Source organism: Streptomyces sp. NPDC012466 (assembly GCF_042955215.1).
Classification (GTDB): domain Bacteria; phylum Actinomycetota; class Actinomycetes; order Streptomycetales; family Streptomycetaceae; genus Streptomyces.
The window spans coordinates 169,880-184,432 of record NZ_JBIBEQ010000002.1 but is presented as its reverse complement, the minus strand read 5'-3'; the positions used below and the strand labels follow the sequence as shown (position 1 = coordinate 184,432).

Below are 14,553 nucleotides of genomic sequence, written 5' to 3'. Positions count from 1 at the left end.
TCAATGCCGGTGTACTCGATTGGCGATGGCGTGGCCGATGAACAGGTACACCACCGCTGCCAGACCGTAGCCGCAGACCACTCGGGCCCAGGCCTCGTCGAACGTGAACAGGTCGTGCGACCAGCCGGCGAGCCAGCGGGCCGCGTCGTGGATGAACTGGACGAACGAGTTGCCGGGGTTGGCTTCCAGCAGGTACATCAGAATCCACAGGCCCAGGATGAGGGCCATGATGTCGGCCACGACCGCGACGATCGTGCCGGCCTGATTCGCACCGTTGCGATATCGAGGGGACATACCTTCCGGATTGCCCTTGAACTCTGGATGAAACCGGGGATTCGCTCAGGAGTTCAACTCCGCCAGGGCCCGCAGGGTGGGAAGGTCGGGGCTGAGCAGCAGGAGGTCCGTCACCGGTCCCTTGCGCCACAACTCCAGCCGTTCGGCGATGCGTTCACGCGGGCCGACCAGGGAGATCTCGTCGGCGAAGGCGTCGGGGACGGCGAGCACCGCCTCCTCCCGGCGGCCTTCGAGGAACAGCCGCTGGATCCGGCGGGCCTCCTCCTCGTACCCCATGCGGGCCATCAGGTCGGCGTGGAAGTTGCGGGCCGCGTGGCCCATGCCGCCGATGTAGAAGCCGAGCATGGTCTTGACGGGCAGCAGGCCCTCGGCGACGTCGTCGCAGACCCGGGCCCGGGCCATGGGGGCGACGAGGAACCCCTCGGGCAGGTCGCCCAGGGCCGGGCCGTACACCTCCGGCCGGGTCGGTGACCAGTACAGCGGCAGCCAGCCGTCGGCGATGCGGGTCGTCTGGGCGACGTTCTTCGGGCCCTCCGCGCCGAGGAGGATCGGCAGGTCTGCGCGGAGCGGGTGGGTGATCGGCTTGAGGGACTTGCCCAGGCCGGTGCCGTCTTGGCCACGGTAGGGGTGGGAGTGGAAGCGGCCGGCCAGTTCGACGGGGGCCTCGCGGCGCAGCACCTGCCGCACGACGTCGACGTACTCACGGGTGGCGGTGAGCGGGGAGGCGGGGAACGGGCGGCCGTACCAGCCCTCGACGACCTGCGGGCCGGACAGGCCGAGACCCAGCATCATGCGGCCGCCGGACAGATGGTCCAGGGTGAGGGCGTGCATCGCGGTCGTCACCGGTGACCGGGCCGCCATCTGCGCGACCGCCGTGCCGAGCCGGATCCGGGAGGTGTGCGCCGCGATCCAGGTGAGCGGGGTGAACGCGTCCGATCCCCAGGACTCCGCCGTCCACACGGAGTCGTAGCCGAGCCGCTCCGCCTTCTGCACCAGGCGCACATGGTCGGGGGACGGGCCGCGGCCCCAGTAGCCGAGCGCGAGACCGAGCCGCATCCCTACTCCTTGACGGTCCGTCAGTTCGCAGCGGCACTGTACGGCAACGGCCCCCCGCCCGGAAGGGCGAGGGGCCGTGAGAGGTCGCGAGGCTCAGCCGCGCTGGATGCCCGACGTGTCCTGGAGGACACCGCGACGGCCGTCCTGCGTCTGGGCGACCAGGGCCGCTCCGCGCTGCTCGACGGCCAGGTACCAGGTGCCCGGCGCGAGTTCGGCGATCGGCGTCGGCGAACCGTCCTCCGGGAACAGCGGCCGCGGCACCGGCACCGCGAACCAGAACGGGGAGAAGTCCCCGGCCGGCGGCTGCGGAGCCTGGGCCTGCTGGGGCTGGCCGCCGAACGGCTGCCCGGCCTGCTGCGGCTGGCCCGGCTGCGGGTGGCCGTAGCCGCCGGGCTGCTGCGCACCCGGGTAGCCGTAACCACCGGGGGGCTGGGCGCCGTAGGGCTGCGGGGCGGCCGGACGGGGGGCCGGGAGGAGGGCGCCCTTGAGGGCCGGGACGAGGGGGGTGGCGAGGGCGGCGGCGGCCATCAGCAGCGTGGCGACGAGGGCGAGGATCATGCCGATGCCGGGGCTCGGGGCACCGTCGCTCGCGTTCTCGCCGATGTTGTCGAAGCCACCGGGCACATCGAAGATGTTGCCGAGCGCGCTCCACGCGGCGAACACCGTGAAGGCGGCGCCGAACTGCCCGAGCTCGATCCCCGCGATCTTCGGGGCCTGCGGCAGGCCGCGGGAGACGACGACGAGCGCCGCGCCGATGATCCCGGCCAGCACGACGCTGAACACGACCGGGCCGCTGCCCCACAGGCTGGGGAGGTCGACGCTGTCGGGGACATTGTCGAACGAGTAGAGGTCGAGGAACGACGCGATCAACAGCAATACCGCTGCTCCGATCACCACGCCGTCGCCCCGAGTGAGGGAGCGGATATTCACTTCAGGTCCTTCGTAGGTCGTCTCATCGTCGGTAGAGGCGTCGCTGTCACCATGCCGCCGTCCGGACTCGGTGTGAAGCGCGGGGGTGGCCCCTCATCGTAAGGAGGACCCTATCGTCCGCCCGATCAGGGTGTCCGCCGGGATCTGCCGGTTCGGGACTACCCGCGCAGGAAACTCACGATTCCCTCAGAGATCCCTTGCGCCGCCTTCTGTCGCCACGCGCCGCTGGTGAGCAACGCCGCGTCCTTGCTATCGCGCATGTTGCCGCACTCGATGAACACCTTGGGAACCGTTGACAGATTGAGACCGCCCAGGTCCTTACGCGTGACGAGACCGCTGCCGTCGCCGATGTAGTTGGAGGGCGCGCTGCCGGTGACGGCCACGAAGCGGCCCGCGACGCGCTCGCCGAGATCGCGGGAGGGACCGACGATCGCCCCGGTGTCCGCGGCGCCCGCCTTGACCGCGCCGGGCAGGATCACGTGGAAGCCGCGGTTGCCCGCGCCCGAGCCGTCCGCGTGGATCGAGACCACGGCATCGGCCTTCGCCCGGTTGCCGATCCGGGCCCGCTCGTCCACGCACGGCCCGTACGACCGGTCGCCGTCCTGTGTCAGTTTCACCGTGGCGCCCTGCTTCTCCAGGAGGGTGCGCATCCGGTGCGCCACGTCCAGCGTGAACTTGGCCTCGGTGTAACCGTCGTTGGTGGACGTGCCGGTGGTGTCGCACTCCTTCAGGTTCGTCCCGATGTTCACCTTGCGGTTGATATCGGACGCATGCTGGAAGTTGCCCGGGTTGTGCCCCGGGTCGATGACGACGACCTTGCCCTTGAGCGGGCCGGAGGCGGCGGGCGCGGAGGCCGAGGACGGGGCCGTGGGCTCCGGGGAGGGGTTCGGCTGCCTGGCGTCGTCGGAGGGCGCGCTCGACGCGGCGGGCGGCGAGGACCGTACGGCCGCCCGACCCGAACCCCCGTCGTCCCCCGAGCCGCCCACCGTCTCGTACACCAGCCAGCCGAGCAGCGCCCCCGGTACCAGCGCGGCGAGCGCCACGGTCAGGGGGCCGCGGCGGGGGCGGCGGGGCTGGGGAGGTTCGAAGTCCGGGCCTACGTACGACACGCCTGCCACCCTAGCGGCCGTCGGCGGGGGCGGCGGGCCGCGGACGGCCCGACCGGGTGCCGGCTACGTCCCGTTCCCGTCGCCGTCCCCGTGCCGTACCGCCTCCTTCACCCGGGCCTCGACGTCGTGACGCGGTGTGCCCTCCTGTTTCGCGTACTCGGTCACCGCCGCCTGGACGTCCCGGGCCAGGTCGCGCCAGGCGCGCCAGGCCGTCTCCCACGTGGTGGTCTGCTGGTCGCTCCACTTGGTCTGGGTGGGCGGCCCGTACGCGTCCTGGAGGTGACGCACGCGCGCGTACGCCTCGTCCGCCGCGCGCTGCTTCTCCACGAGCTCTGCGAAGGTGTGTGCCACGCGCCCGGATCCTTGGGCAGCGGCTCTCTCCCGCCGACTCGCCACGCCGCCCGTGGGCCGACCGGGAAGGGGTGCCGGGGGCGCAGTTCACCCGCCCAGCCGCCGCGGGCCGTGCCGGTGCGTCAGATGCCCGGCCCCGTGCGGCGCAGGACCCGCAGCGAGTCCGTCGCCGAGACCTCGGTGAACGCGCCGGACGCGAGAGCCCGCAGGTAGACGCGGTAGGGGGCCTGGCCGGTGAACTCGTCCTGCGGGTCGGGGAAGACGTCGTGGATGAGCAGCAGGCCGCCCTCGGCGACGTGCGGGGCCCAGCCCTCGTAGTCGGCGGTGGCGTGCTCGTCGGTGTGGCCGCCGTCGATGAAGACGAACCCGAGCGGCGTCCGCCAGAACGACGCGATCCGCGGGGAACGCCCGACCAGCGCCACCACGTGCTCCTCCAGGCCCGCCCGGTGGAGCGTGCGGCGGAACGTGGGCAGCGTGTCCATCAGGCCGATCTCGGGGTCGACCGTCTCCGGGTCGTGGTACTCCCAGCCCGGCTGCTGCTCCTCGCTGCCGCGGTGGTGGTCGACGGTGAGCGCGCTGACCCCGGCCGCGCGGGCCGCGTCGGCGAGCAGGATCGTGGACCGGCCGCAGTACGTGCCGACCTCCAGCAGCGGCAGCCCGAGCCGCCCGGCCTCCACGGCCGCCGCGTACAGAGCCAGGCCCTCGCCGGTGGGCATGAACCCCTTCGCCGCCTCGAACGCGGCCAGGATCTCGGGCTTCGGCGCCGCGGGCATGGGGTTCCTCTCGGTCGTACGACGGTCAGGGCGCCATCGTGCCGCACCCCCTGCCGAGGGGACGACAGGGGGTACCGGTGAGTAGTCGGGGCGGGGGGCGGATCAGGCGGAGACCGTCTCGCCCGGGAGCGACAGGTCCAGGTCGACCGGGCGCTCGTCGCCCGCGTGGGTCGCGGACGAGGCGAGCGGGCCGTGCCCGGTGGCCCGGGCGGCCACGACGTAGGACCCCTGGGCGGGGACGGTGAGCGCGTAGCTGCCGTCCTCGGCGGAGAGCGTGGCGCCGGCCTGGTGGCCGCGGCGGTCGATCAGCGTGACCTTGGCGCGGGCGACCGGTGAGCCGTCGGCGTCCAGCACCCGGCCGCGGAAGCCGCGCAGGGCCTGCTCGGCGCGCTCCAGCGCGGCGTCCTCCTCGCTGCCGGCGCGCAACTGCGGCGTGCCCGACGGCCGTCGGCCCGGCAGGAACAGCGCCAGCAGCAGGCCCACGGCCACCGCGCCCGTCGCGATCAGGAAGGAGACCCGGAAGCCGTGCATGGTCGGGATCTCGACGCCGCCGACGTTGTCCGCGGTGTTGGCCAGCACCATGCCGATCACGGCGCTCGACACCGACGTGCCGATGGAGCGCATCAGGGTGTTGAGGCCGTTCGCCGCACCCGTCTCCGACGCCGGGACCGCCCCCACGATCAGTGCGGGCAGCGAGGAGTAGGCCAGGCCGATGCCCGCGCCCAGGAGGACCGCGATGACCAGGCTCTGCCAGGCGGCGCTCATCAGGCCGAGGCCGGCGCCGTAGCCGATCGCGATGATCAGCAGGCCGAGGATCAGGGTGACCTTGGGGCCGTACTTCGCGGACAGGCGGGCGTAGACGGGCGCGGTGAACATCATCGTCAGGCCGAGCGGCGCGACCAGCAGACCCGCGACGACCATCGACTGGCCGAGGCCGTAGCCGGTGGACTTCGGCAGCTGGAGCAGCTGGGGCAGGACCAGGGAGACGACGTAGAAGGAGACGCCGACCATGATCGAGGCGAGGTTGGTGAAGAGGACGGCCGGGCGGGCCGTGGTGCGCAGGTCGACCAGCGGGGCCTTCAGGCGCAGCTCCATCACGCCCCACAGCACCAGCACCACCGCCGACGCGGCGAACAGGCCGAGCGTGGTGCCGGAGGTCCAGCCCCAGTCGCTGCCCTTGGTGATCGGCAGCAGGAACAGCACGAGCCCGGCGGAGAGGCCGAGCGCGCCCGGCAGGTCGAAGGTGCCCTCGGCGCGCATCGGGGACTCCGGTACGACGAGGAGGGTGAGGGCGATGGCCAGCACGCCGAGGCCGGCGGCGCCGTAGTACAGGGCGTGCCAGTCGCTGTGCTGGGCGACCAGGGCGGCGGCGGGCAGGGCGAGGCCGCCGCCGACGCCTATGGAGGAGCTCATCAGGGCCATCGCCGAGCCGAGCTTCTCGCGGGGCAGCATGTCGCGCATCAGGCCGATGCCGAGCGGGATCGCGCCCATCGCGAAGCCCTGGAGGGTGCGGCCGGTGATCATGAGCAGCAGATCGCTGGTGAGCGCGCTGACCAGGGCGCCGACGACCATCACCGCCAGGCTCAGGATCAGCATGCGGCGCTTGCCGTAGAGGTCGCCGAGGCGGCCCATGATCGGGGTGGCGACCGCGCCCGAGAGGAGGGTCGAGGTGAGGACCCAGGTGGCGTTGCTGGGGGCGGTGTCCAGCAGTTGCGGCAGATCCTTGATCACCGGAACGAGCAGGGTCTGCATCACCGCGACAACGATGCCCGCGAAGGCGAGCACCGGGACCACGGCCCCGCTCGCTCTGCCGGCGGGGCGGTCTGTCGTCGTCTGCGTCATGGAAGAGGGCCTCCGGGCCGGGGTGCGTCGGGGTACGTGGATTCTGAACCTCGTACGTCCAGGCAACTATTCCGTTGCTTTGGCACCCTAACGAAATGTTGACCTTTCCTTGGGATTCGCCGGAGTCCTAGGCCCCGGGACCGAGGTCACGGCCCGGCGAAATCCCGATGCAACGGGTGCGAGGCGGTTGAGAGCATGACACCCATGCTCGAATCCGCCGACGCCGCCACCGCCCGCACATCCCGCATATCCCGACTGTCCCGGCTGCGTCCGCGCGGGGCGCCGCCGATGTGGCTCGTCGTGGCGCTCACCTGCGCCGGGCAGTTCCTCGTCGTGCTCGACGTGTCCGTCGTCAACGTGGCGCTGCCGTCGATGCGGACCGGGCTCGGGCTCAGCGAGCAGGGCCTGCAGTGGGTCGTCAACGCCTACGCCATCGCCTTCGCCGGGTTCATGCTGCTCGGCGGGCGCGCCGGGGACCTCTACGGCCGCAAGCGGATGTTCCTCGTCGGGCTCGGCCTGTTCACGCTGGCCTCGGCGGCGGGCGGGCTGGCGCAGGACGACTGGCAGCTGCTCGTGGCGCGGGCCGTGCAGGGGCTGGGTGCGGCGGTGCTGGCGCCCTCGACGCTGACGATCCTCACGGCGTCGGTGCCGGAGGGCGCCGCCAGGGCCCGGGCCATCGGGACGTGGACGGCGGTCGGGGCCGGCGGTGGCGCGGCCGGCGGTCTGGTCGGCGGGCTCCTGGTGGAGACGCTCTCCTGGCGCTGGGTGCTGCTGATCAACGTCCCCGTCGGGGCCGTGGTGCTGTGCGCGGCCGCCTGGTTCCTCACCGAGGGCCGGGCCGGGGACGGCCGGCGCCTCGACCTGCCCGGCGCGCTGCTCGTCACGGCCGGCCTCGGCACGCTGGCCTACGGCATCTCCCAGACGGAGGCTGCGGGCTGGACGGCACCGGCCACCGTGCTGCCCCTGCTCGCCGGTCTGGCCCTGCTCGGGGCGTTCCTCGCGGTCGAGGCCCGCACGGCGAGTCCGCTGATGCCGCTCGGCCTCCTGCGCGTCCGCTCGGTCTCCTCGGCGAACGTCTCGATGTTCCTGTGCGGCTCCGCGATGTTCTGCATGTGGTTCTTCATGACCCTCTACGCGCAGAACGTCCTCGGCTACACCCCGCTCGAGGCCGGCCTCGCCCTGGTCCCGAGCTCCCTCGCCGTCATCCTCGGCTCCAAGCTCGCACCCCGCCTGATGCGCCCGATCGGCCCGCGCAACGTCGCAGCGCTGGGCACCCTGGTCGCCGTGGCCGGCTTCGCCTGGCAGTCCACGATGACGCCCGACGGCTCCTACGCCACGGCGATCCTCGTCCCCGGCATCCTCATGATGCTCGGCGCGGGCCTGGCGGCGACCCCCCTCGCCTCCCTGGCCACGTCCGGCGCCGCCCCCGAGGAGGCGGGCCTGGTCTCCGGGCTCGTCAACACGTCCCGCACCATGGGCGGTTCCCTGGGCCTGGCCGTCCTGTCCACCCTGGCGGCGGCCGAGTCGGCGGGCCACACGACCCCGCAGGCCCTGACGGCGGGCTACGCACTCGCGTTCCGGGTGGGGACCGGGGTGCTGGCGGCCGGGGTCGTGCTGATGTGGGTGTGGCTGCCGCGGCGGGCGGCCCAGGTTCCGTGAGGGGCGCGGAGGCTCAGAGCCGGCCCCGGCGGCGGGCCTCGCGGAGGGCTTCCACGCCGCTCCCGCCGGGGAGTTCGACGTCGAGGAAGGCGGCGTCCGGGTGGTGGGCGAGTGCTGCCGCCTCCAGGATCGCGCCCCCCGTGGCCACCTGGGCGACGACCCCGATGTCGTCCTCCATCTCCGGCAGCAGGGCGAGCGCACCGCGCATCACGCCTCCGTCCGCGGCCGGCATCACGCGGATGGGCCGGCCGGTCACGGGCCCGGGGCGGGGCGGGGCGTGTCCAGCAGCGAGGTCAGCGTCCGCATGAAGGACGCCGCCGAGTGGTCGGCGTGGTCGCGGATGCGTGCCGCGACGGCCTCGGCGCCACCGCCCTCCAGGAGGTGGACGATCCGGTCGAGGTCCTGCCCGTACCCCTCCCGGGTGGTCAGGTAGAAGTCCGTCGCGTCGTACGCCATGTGGAAGACGTGCTTCTTCACATCGCTCAGCGTCAGATAGTCGTCGTGCGTCTTGGGGGTCGGCTCGGGCGCGCCGACGCACACCGCCGGGGTCCCGGCGCCCCAGGAGTTGACGGCCAGGTGATACGTGTCCGTGATGACCAGCCGGTAGCGGGGGAGGGCCCCGACCAGGTCGCCGACGGTGGGAACCCCGGGGCGGGCCGCGATGTGGCCGACCGGGGCCGGGACGTCCCGGTCGAACCAGGGCAGCCACTCCAGCGGGGCGCCCAGCCGGTCGGACAGGCCCTGGCAGAAGGCGGGCAGCCAGTCGGGGATCGGTGTACGGGCACCGAGGAAGACGCCGATCGCGCCGCCGTCGGGAACCGACCGGGACCACGGCGTGGTCGGCAGGTGGTCCAGGTCGCCGGGGCGGGACAGCAGCGCCGCGTCCGAACCGAAGTGGTCGGTCGTGCGGTCCCCCCGCAGGTGCGCGATCTTCGCCGCCGACAGCGGATCCCGCACCCACATCCGGTGGCTGCGCCTCACCAGACGGGAGAACAGCGGGCCGTACTCCTTGTCCTCGTAGTCGGACTGGGTGTTGTGCAAAATCGTCCCGCCGTAGCTGAGGGTCCGCGCGAGGACCTCGTCCGGCTGGTCCGCGAACAGCAGGGCCCGGTTCAACTGTGCCCGGGCGTCGTCCCGGTCCACGGCGAAGCCGAAGTCGAGCAGGCGGTTCGTCGCGTCCTGCGCCAGATAGTGCCGGGTGTGCAGGAAGTCGCCCCAGAAGACGACCGCGTCATGGTCGCGGAGCGAGTCGAGGTGCTCGGCCAGCGGCCGGAAGCGGAAGGGGAACGCGGTGCCGCGCGCACCGTCGCGCAGCGGCACGGTCTCCGGCGTGTGCAGTGTGTACCAGGTGGCGTCGCACGCGGTGTCCATCCGCCGCCGCAGGGACTCGAACGCCAAGTCCACGGTCAGCATGCCCGTGTTGCGGTATCCGATGTTCGGCGCGGTGATGACGGCGACGCGTCCCATGTGCTCCAGTTCCCCTAGCCGTTGCCGGCGCCCTCGACGTGTGGTGGCGCGGACCACCGGCCAACGTACACGTCCGTGTCGTCGCGGAGGTGTCCCGCCCCCGCCGGCTGCGCGTCCCCCGCGTCGAGCGGAAGCCCGACCGATCTGACACGGTGTCAGGAGGCTTCACAAGTGCCGGGGCCTGGGCTATACAGAGGGCGCGGGACTGGAACGCGTTTCAGTTCGTGTTCCCGTTCGGTCCCAGACGGCCTCGGTGCGGCCGACGGTGCGGACGGCCGTACCGAGGTCCCTCCTCCGGCGATCAGGAGCCCCATGCCCATCGACGCAGCCACGGCGCTCGCGGCCGAACCACGGACCGGCGAGCTCTCCTGGGACCACAGGGACGTGCAGCTCTACCACCTCGGCATCGGCGCGGGCAGCCCCGCCACCGATCCCGACGAGCTGCGCTACACCCTGGAGTCCCGGCTGCACGTCCTGCCGAGCTTCGCCACCGTCGCGGGCGGCGGAAAACCAGGCGTGACCAGCGGGCTGTCCATGCCCGGCATCGAGGTCGACCTGGCCCGCGTCCTGCACGGCGGCCAGAGCCTCGTGATCCACCGGCCCCTCCCGGCGACGGGCACCGCCACCGCCACCCACCGGATCGCCGCCGTGTACGACAAGGGCACGGCGGCCGTCCTCGTCCTGCGCACCGAAGTCGCTGACGCCCAGGGCCCGTTGTGGACCAACGACGCGCAGATCTTCATCCGCGGCGAGGGCGGCTGGGGCGGTGACCGCGGCCCCTCGGCCCGGCTGGAGCCTCCCACCGGCGCACCCGACCGGACGGTGGAGCGACCGACCCGCGAGGACCAGGCCCTGCTCTACCGCCTCTCCGGCGACTGGAACCCCCTGCACGCCGACCCGGAGTTCGCCAAGGTCGCCGGATTCGAACGGCCCATCCTGCACGGCCTGTGCACCTACGGCATCACGCTCAAGGCCGTCGTGGACACGCTGCTCGGCGGGGACGTGACCCGGGTGCGGTCGTACACCACCCGGTTCGCCGGGGTCGTGTACCCGGGGGAGACCCTGCGGATCCGCATGTGGCACACGCCCGGATCCACCCGGGTCGCCGTCGCTGCCGTGGAGCGTGACGACGCCCCCGTCCTCGCCGACACCATCGTCGAACACACCTGAGTCCACCACGCCGTACGAGGGGAGCCCGCACCATGCGCGCAGCCGTACTGCACGAGATCGGCCAGGACAAGCTGGAGGTCCTCGACGACGTCGAGGCGGTGGGGTTCGGGCCCGGCAAGGTGAGGATCCGGGTGCGTGCCACGGGGCTGTGCCATTCGGACCTGTCCGCCATGAGCGGGGTGCTGCCGCAGCCCGCGCCCTTCGTGCCCGGGCACGAGGGCGCGGGCGAGATCGTCGAGGTCGGCGAGGGCGTCACGCACCTGAAGGCCGGTGACCGCGTCGTCGTGTGCTGGCTGCCCGCCTGCGGCTCCTGCCCCGCCTGCAAGCGCGGGCAGACCGAGCTGTGCCTGGCCGGGTTCATGAACGCGGGCACCCCCAACTTCAAACGGCCGGGCGGGGACGTCTTCGGCTTCGCCGGCACCGGCACCTTCACCGAGGAGGTCGTCGTCGACGCCGGCTGCGCGGTGCCGATCCCCGACGACGTGCCCTTCGACATCGCCGCGCTGATCGGCTGCGGGGTGACGACCGGCCTCGGCGCCGCGCTCAACACGGCCGACCTGGAGGCCGGTTCGTCGGTGGCGGTGATCGGCTGCGGGGGCGTCGGCATCTCCGTCATCCAGGGCGCGCGGCTCAAGGGCGCCGCGGAGATCGTCGCCGTCGACCCGATCGCCGCGCGCCGCGAGTCCGCGCTCACGTTCGGCGCCACCCGGGCGATCCCGCCCGACGAACTGCCCGACGCCAAGCAGCAGATCACGGCCGGCGAGGGCTTCGACCACGTTTTCGAGGTCGTCGGCAAGTCCGCCACGGCGCGCACCGCGTACGACAACACCCGGCGCGGCGGCACCCTCGTGGTGGTCGGCGCCGGAGCCATGGACGACTTCCTCCAGCTCAACATGTTCGAGCTGTTCTTCGACGAGAAGCGGATCCTGCCGTCCATGTACGGCGGCGGAGACGTGCTGCGCTCCTACGAGCGCACCATCGCCCTGTGGCGCGCGGGCCGGGTCGACCTGGCGGGCCTGATCACCCACCGGGTCCCGTTCGCCGACATCAACGAGGCCCTGGACCAGATGCGGACGGGGACGGCCCTGCGCACCTGCATCGAGATGTGAGGACCCACGCCATGGCGCTGCCCCTGGAGGGACTGTCCGCGATCGTCACCGGCGCGGGCCGCGGCCTCGGCCGGGCCGAGGCGCTGGAACTCGCCCGGCTCGGTGCCGCGGTCGTCGTCAACGACTACGGACAGCCCGGCCGCGACGGCACGGGCGAGGCCTCGGCCGGGCCCGCCGAGGAGGTCGCCGCCGAGATCCGCGCGGCGGGCGGGACCGCCCTCGCCCACACCGGCGACGTCTCCGACTTCGAGCAGGCGCGCACACTCGTCGAGTCGGCGTGCGACGCGTTCGGCAGGCTCGACATCCTCGTCAACAACGCGGGCATCCTGCGCGACCGCATGGTGTTCTCGATGTCCGAGGAGGAGTGGGACTCCGTCCTGCGCGTGCACCTCAAGGGTCACTTCAACACCACCCGGTTCGCCGCCGCGCACTGGCGCGAGCGGTCCAAGCGGGCCGGGGAGCCGGTGTTCGGGCGGATCGTGAACACCTCCTCGGAGGCGTTCCTCGCCGGTTCCGCCGGGCAGCCCAACTACGCGGCGGCCAAGGGCGGGATCGTCGGCCTCACCACCTCCACCGCCCTCGCCCTCGGCAAGTACGGCGTCACGGCCAACGCCATCTGCCCGCGCGCCCGCACCCGCATGACGGAGGACGTCTTCGCGGGCGTCGAGCAGTCCCCCGGCCCGGGCCTCGACCCGCTCGCCCCCGCGCACGTGGCCCCCCTAGTCGGTTATCTGGCCTCACCCGCCGCCGCCCACGTAAGCGGGCAGCTCCTCGTGGTGCACGGCGGGACGGTCGCCGTCGTCGAACGGCCGCGGATCGCCGCCAAGTTCGACAGCAAGCAGGACACCTTCACCTACGACGAGCTGGAGGCCGTCCTCGGGCCGTACTACACGGACCGTCCGGCGGGGGAGACGTTCGCGGCGGTGGAGGTACTGGGGCTGAAACGCGGGTGAGGCACACGGGCGCTCGGAAGCGCACGGGCTCCGGTGAAGCACACGGGCGCTGGGAAGCGCACGGGCTCCGGTGAAGCACACGGGCGCTCGGAAACGCACGGGCGCCGGTGAAGCACACGGGCTTCGGTGAACACACGGACGCGGGTGAAAGGCACCGACGTCGGGTGAAGGACACGGAACGGCCCTCCCCGCTTGTGGCGGGAAGGGCCGTTCGCCGTCTGGTGACTGACGTGCCGTCAGGCCGTGGTCACGGCCTGCTCGGTCTGCGCCACCGGCTTGCGGTGGCGTCCGCGCGGAGCCGTCCCGCCGTCCTGCGTGGAGACCTCACCACGATGCCGGCCGGGGCCGGAGGAGGACTGCTGGACGTCGGCGTTACGCGGCTGGTTCGTGCTGGCGTCGCTCATCGGATGGAATTCACCCCGTCAACATGATCTTTTTACAGCCGGGTGAGTCTAACCGGCACCCCTGAGCTCGAATCCAGGCGGCCACGCCAACCGGCACTAGTTCGTTACAAGGCGTCCCAACGGCGCTTCCCGAAGGGGCACAGGGCGTGGCGCCGAGGGCGCCGGAGCAGGGGCGGACGGCGCTGACGAGGCGGGGGGTTCGTGCTCCCCGGGCCCCCCGGGGGGTTCCGGAACCGGGGCTGCCGGCTCCGGCTCCGGCGGCACGGCCCCGGGCGGACTCACCCGCGCCACCCCGCACGGCACGGCCTCCGTCGCGTACGGCAGCCGCAGCACCCCCTCCGGTGTCCACAGGCCTGTGCCCGTCAGCCACCCCTCGGGCGCCCGGAGATGGTGCACCCGCCGCTCGGCGGGCCGCCACACACCGACCCAGCTGCCCGCCGGCCCGTCCAGCCGCAGCGCCACCGCGCAGCTCTCGGGCGTGAGCACCTGCCCCGGCTGGATCGCGAACGGCGTGACGGAGCAGTCGCGCAGCCGCAGACACTCCGGGAAACGCACCGGCAGCGAGCTGCCCAGCACGCCCCAGCCCAGCCGGTCCTGCCCCGGCGAGGGCGCGTCCGAGCGGACGATCAGCAGGCCGCTGTCGAGGTCGGCGAGCAGCAGCCGGTCGTCGCTCTCGGCGGTGATCTGCAGCAGCGGCGACACCTCTCCACCGCCGTCCAGGTCCACCACGACGGTCTTGACGCGCCCCCCGCTCTCCCGGTCCAGCGCCAGCAGCCGTCCCGTCCGGTCCAGCCAGACCCCGCCCGTGCAGCGGCCGGGCAGTTCGGCCAGCCGCTCGGGCCCGAAGGCGCCGCCCGCGACCAGCCACACCGACGTCGACCGCGGCCCGACGGCGAGGGCGTAGGCCCGTTCACCGCCCGGGGCGGGCGGCAGCAGCCGCAGCCGGGCGGTCCCGTCCGCGCACTCGACCGCGCCCAGGGGCAGCTCGCCGGTGCCGGGCCCGGTCGGGTACAGCAGCGAGAAGGCGTGCCGCGTGGCCACCACCCGGTGGATGAGGACCCGCCCGTCGCTCATCGGCTGCACCTCGGTGCCGGGCTCCTCCGGCTGGTTGCGGGGCAGGGGCACCGCGTACGGCTCGGGGCCGTCCAGGGTCCAGCGCTCCGGGAACCAGGAGTCGCCGGCCGACGCGAGACGCGCGCCGTAGGCACCGTCCGCGGTGAGCGTGCAGCCTGCCGGCGCGGTCCCGTTCTCGTCCTCGTGTCCCGCCGAAGGCTCGATCGCACAGGCCGTCATCGTTCGGTCACCTCCAGTGACGAACGTAGTTATCGCACGCGCGGGCGGGGAATTGCCGGGGCGCAGGCTTCACACATAAGGGTGTTCCAGGAACGATTCGCCTGAGGAAAAGGGGGCGATTGTGCTGAGCGGGGCGATGAGTG

Annotated in this window: 15 protein-coding genes; 4 read left to right on the top strand and 11 right to left on the bottom strand. The window is 72.9% G+C overall.

The genetic code is table 11. The features are described from left to right. From ACFY9E_RS08360 to ACFY9E_RS08330, 7 genes are all read right to left on the bottom strand, one after another. Positions 1-294: a hypothetical protein gene (locus tag ACFY9E_RS08360; RefSeq protein WP_283969927.1), complete on the bottom strand. Its 294-nt coding sequence runs from the start codon at positions 292-294 to the stop codon at positions 1-3. A 45-nt stretch (positions 295-339) separates the two neighbouring features. Beyond that, positions 340-1,350 carry an LLM class F420-dependent oxidoreductase gene (locus ACFY9E_RS08355; protein WP_390980650.1) on the bottom strand — a complete coding sequence of 337 codons (1,011 nt, stop codon included), beginning with the start codon at positions 1,348-1,350 and terminating at the stop codon, positions 340-342. A gap of 93 nt (positions 1,351-1,443) precedes the next feature. Further along, positions 1,444-2,280, bottom strand: a complete 837-nt coding sequence (locus ACFY9E_RS08350; RefSeq protein ID WP_390980648.1) for a hypothetical protein — start codon at positions 2,278-2,280, stop codon at positions 1,444-1,446. A 158-nt stretch (positions 2,281-2,438) separates the two neighbouring features. After that, a complete protein-coding gene (locus ACFY9E_RS08345) occupies positions 2,439-3,389 on the bottom strand; it encodes an N-acetylmuramoyl-L-alanine amidase (protein WP_390980646.1) in 951 nt (316 codons plus the stop codon). Between the two features lie 63 nt (positions 3,390-3,452). Further along, positions 3,453-3,740 (bottom strand): hypothetical protein, encoded by a 288-nt coding sequence (locus ACFY9E_RS08340; RefSeq protein ID WP_390980644.1) that lies wholly within the window; start codon positions 3,738-3,740, stop codon positions 3,453-3,455. Positions 3,741-3,862: 122 nt separating this feature from the next. Continuing rightward, a complete protein-coding gene (locus tag ACFY9E_RS08335; protein ID WP_390980643.1) occupies positions 3,863-4,513 on the bottom strand; it encodes a class I SAM-dependent methyltransferase in 651 nt (216 codons plus the stop codon). Positions 4,514-4,615: 102 nt separating this feature from the next. Continuing rightward, positions 4,616-6,355: an MFS transporter gene (locus ACFY9E_RS08330; protein ID WP_390980641.1), complete on the bottom strand. Its 1,740-nt coding sequence runs from the start codon at positions 6,353-6,355 to the stop codon at positions 4,616-4,618. A 195-nt stretch (positions 6,356-6,550) separates the two neighbouring features. Between ACFY9E_RS08330 and ACFY9E_RS08325 the strand changes: the two genes are divergently transcribed. Continuing rightward, the gene (locus ACFY9E_RS08325) at positions 6,551-8,014 is read left to right on the top strand and encodes a DHA2 family efflux MFS transporter permease subunit (protein WP_390980639.1); all 1,464 of its coding nucleotides are present in this window, start codon (positions 6,551-6,553) and stop codon (positions 8,012-8,014) included. A gap of 13 nt (positions 8,015-8,027) precedes the next feature. On the opposite strand, the gene ACFY9E_RS08320 is transcribed toward ACFY9E_RS08325, so the two are convergent. Both ACFY9E_RS08320 and ACFY9E_RS08315 read right to left on the bottom strand, forming a co-directional pair. Continuing rightward, the gene (locus tag ACFY9E_RS08320; RefSeq protein WP_390980637.1) at positions 8,028-8,222 is read right to left on the bottom strand and encodes a hypothetical protein; all 195 of its coding nucleotides are present in this window, start codon (positions 8,220-8,222) and stop codon (positions 8,028-8,030) included. A gap of 44 nt (positions 8,223-8,266) precedes the next feature. Further along, positions 8,267-9,481: a hypothetical protein gene (locus ACFY9E_RS08315; RefSeq protein ID WP_390980635.1), complete on the bottom strand. Its 1,215-nt coding sequence runs from the start codon at positions 9,479-9,481 to the stop codon at positions 8,267-8,269. Positions 9,482-9,793: 312 nt separating this feature from the next. Here ACFY9E_RS08315 and ACFY9E_RS08310 point away from each other — a divergent pair, with 312 nt between their 5' ends. Genes ACFY9E_RS08310 through ACFY9E_RS08300 form a run of 3 tightly spaced genes read left to right on the top strand, consistent with a single transcriptional unit; the run spans position 9,794 to position 12,713 of the window. Beyond that, entirely contained in the window at positions 9,794-10,651 is an 858-nt protein-coding gene (locus tag ACFY9E_RS08310; RefSeq protein WP_390980633.1) for a MaoC/PaaZ C-terminal domain-containing protein, read from the top strand. A 32-nt stretch (positions 10,652-10,683) separates the two neighbouring features. Further along, positions 10,684-11,760 (top strand): alcohol dehydrogenase catalytic domain-containing protein, encoded by a 1,077-nt coding sequence (locus ACFY9E_RS08305; RefSeq protein ID WP_390980631.1) that lies wholly within the window; start codon positions 10,684-10,686, stop codon positions 11,758-11,760. 11 nt (positions 11,761-11,771) lie between these two features. After that, the gene (locus ACFY9E_RS08300) at positions 11,772-12,713 is read left to right on the top strand and encodes a 3-oxoacyl-ACP reductase (protein WP_390980629.1); all 942 of its coding nucleotides are present in this window, start codon (positions 11,772-11,774) and stop codon (positions 12,711-12,713) included. Positions 12,714-12,949: 236 nt separating this feature from the next. Here the strand turns inward: ACFY9E_RS08300 and ACFY9E_RS08295 are convergent, their stop codons facing one another. Together ACFY9E_RS08295 and ACFY9E_RS08290 are read right to left on the bottom strand one after the other, a co-directional pair. Further along, on the bottom strand, positions 12,950-13,117 hold the full coding sequence (locus tag ACFY9E_RS08295; RefSeq protein WP_390980627.1) for a hypothetical protein: 168 nt from the start codon (positions 13,115-13,117) through the stop codon (positions 12,950-12,952). Between the two features lie 96 nt (positions 13,118-13,213). Further along, a complete protein-coding gene (locus ACFY9E_RS08290) occupies positions 13,214-14,410 on the bottom strand; it encodes a hypothetical protein (RefSeq protein WP_390980625.1) in 1,197 nt (398 codons plus the stop codon). Between the last annotated feature and the right edge of the window lie 143 nt (positions 14,411-14,553).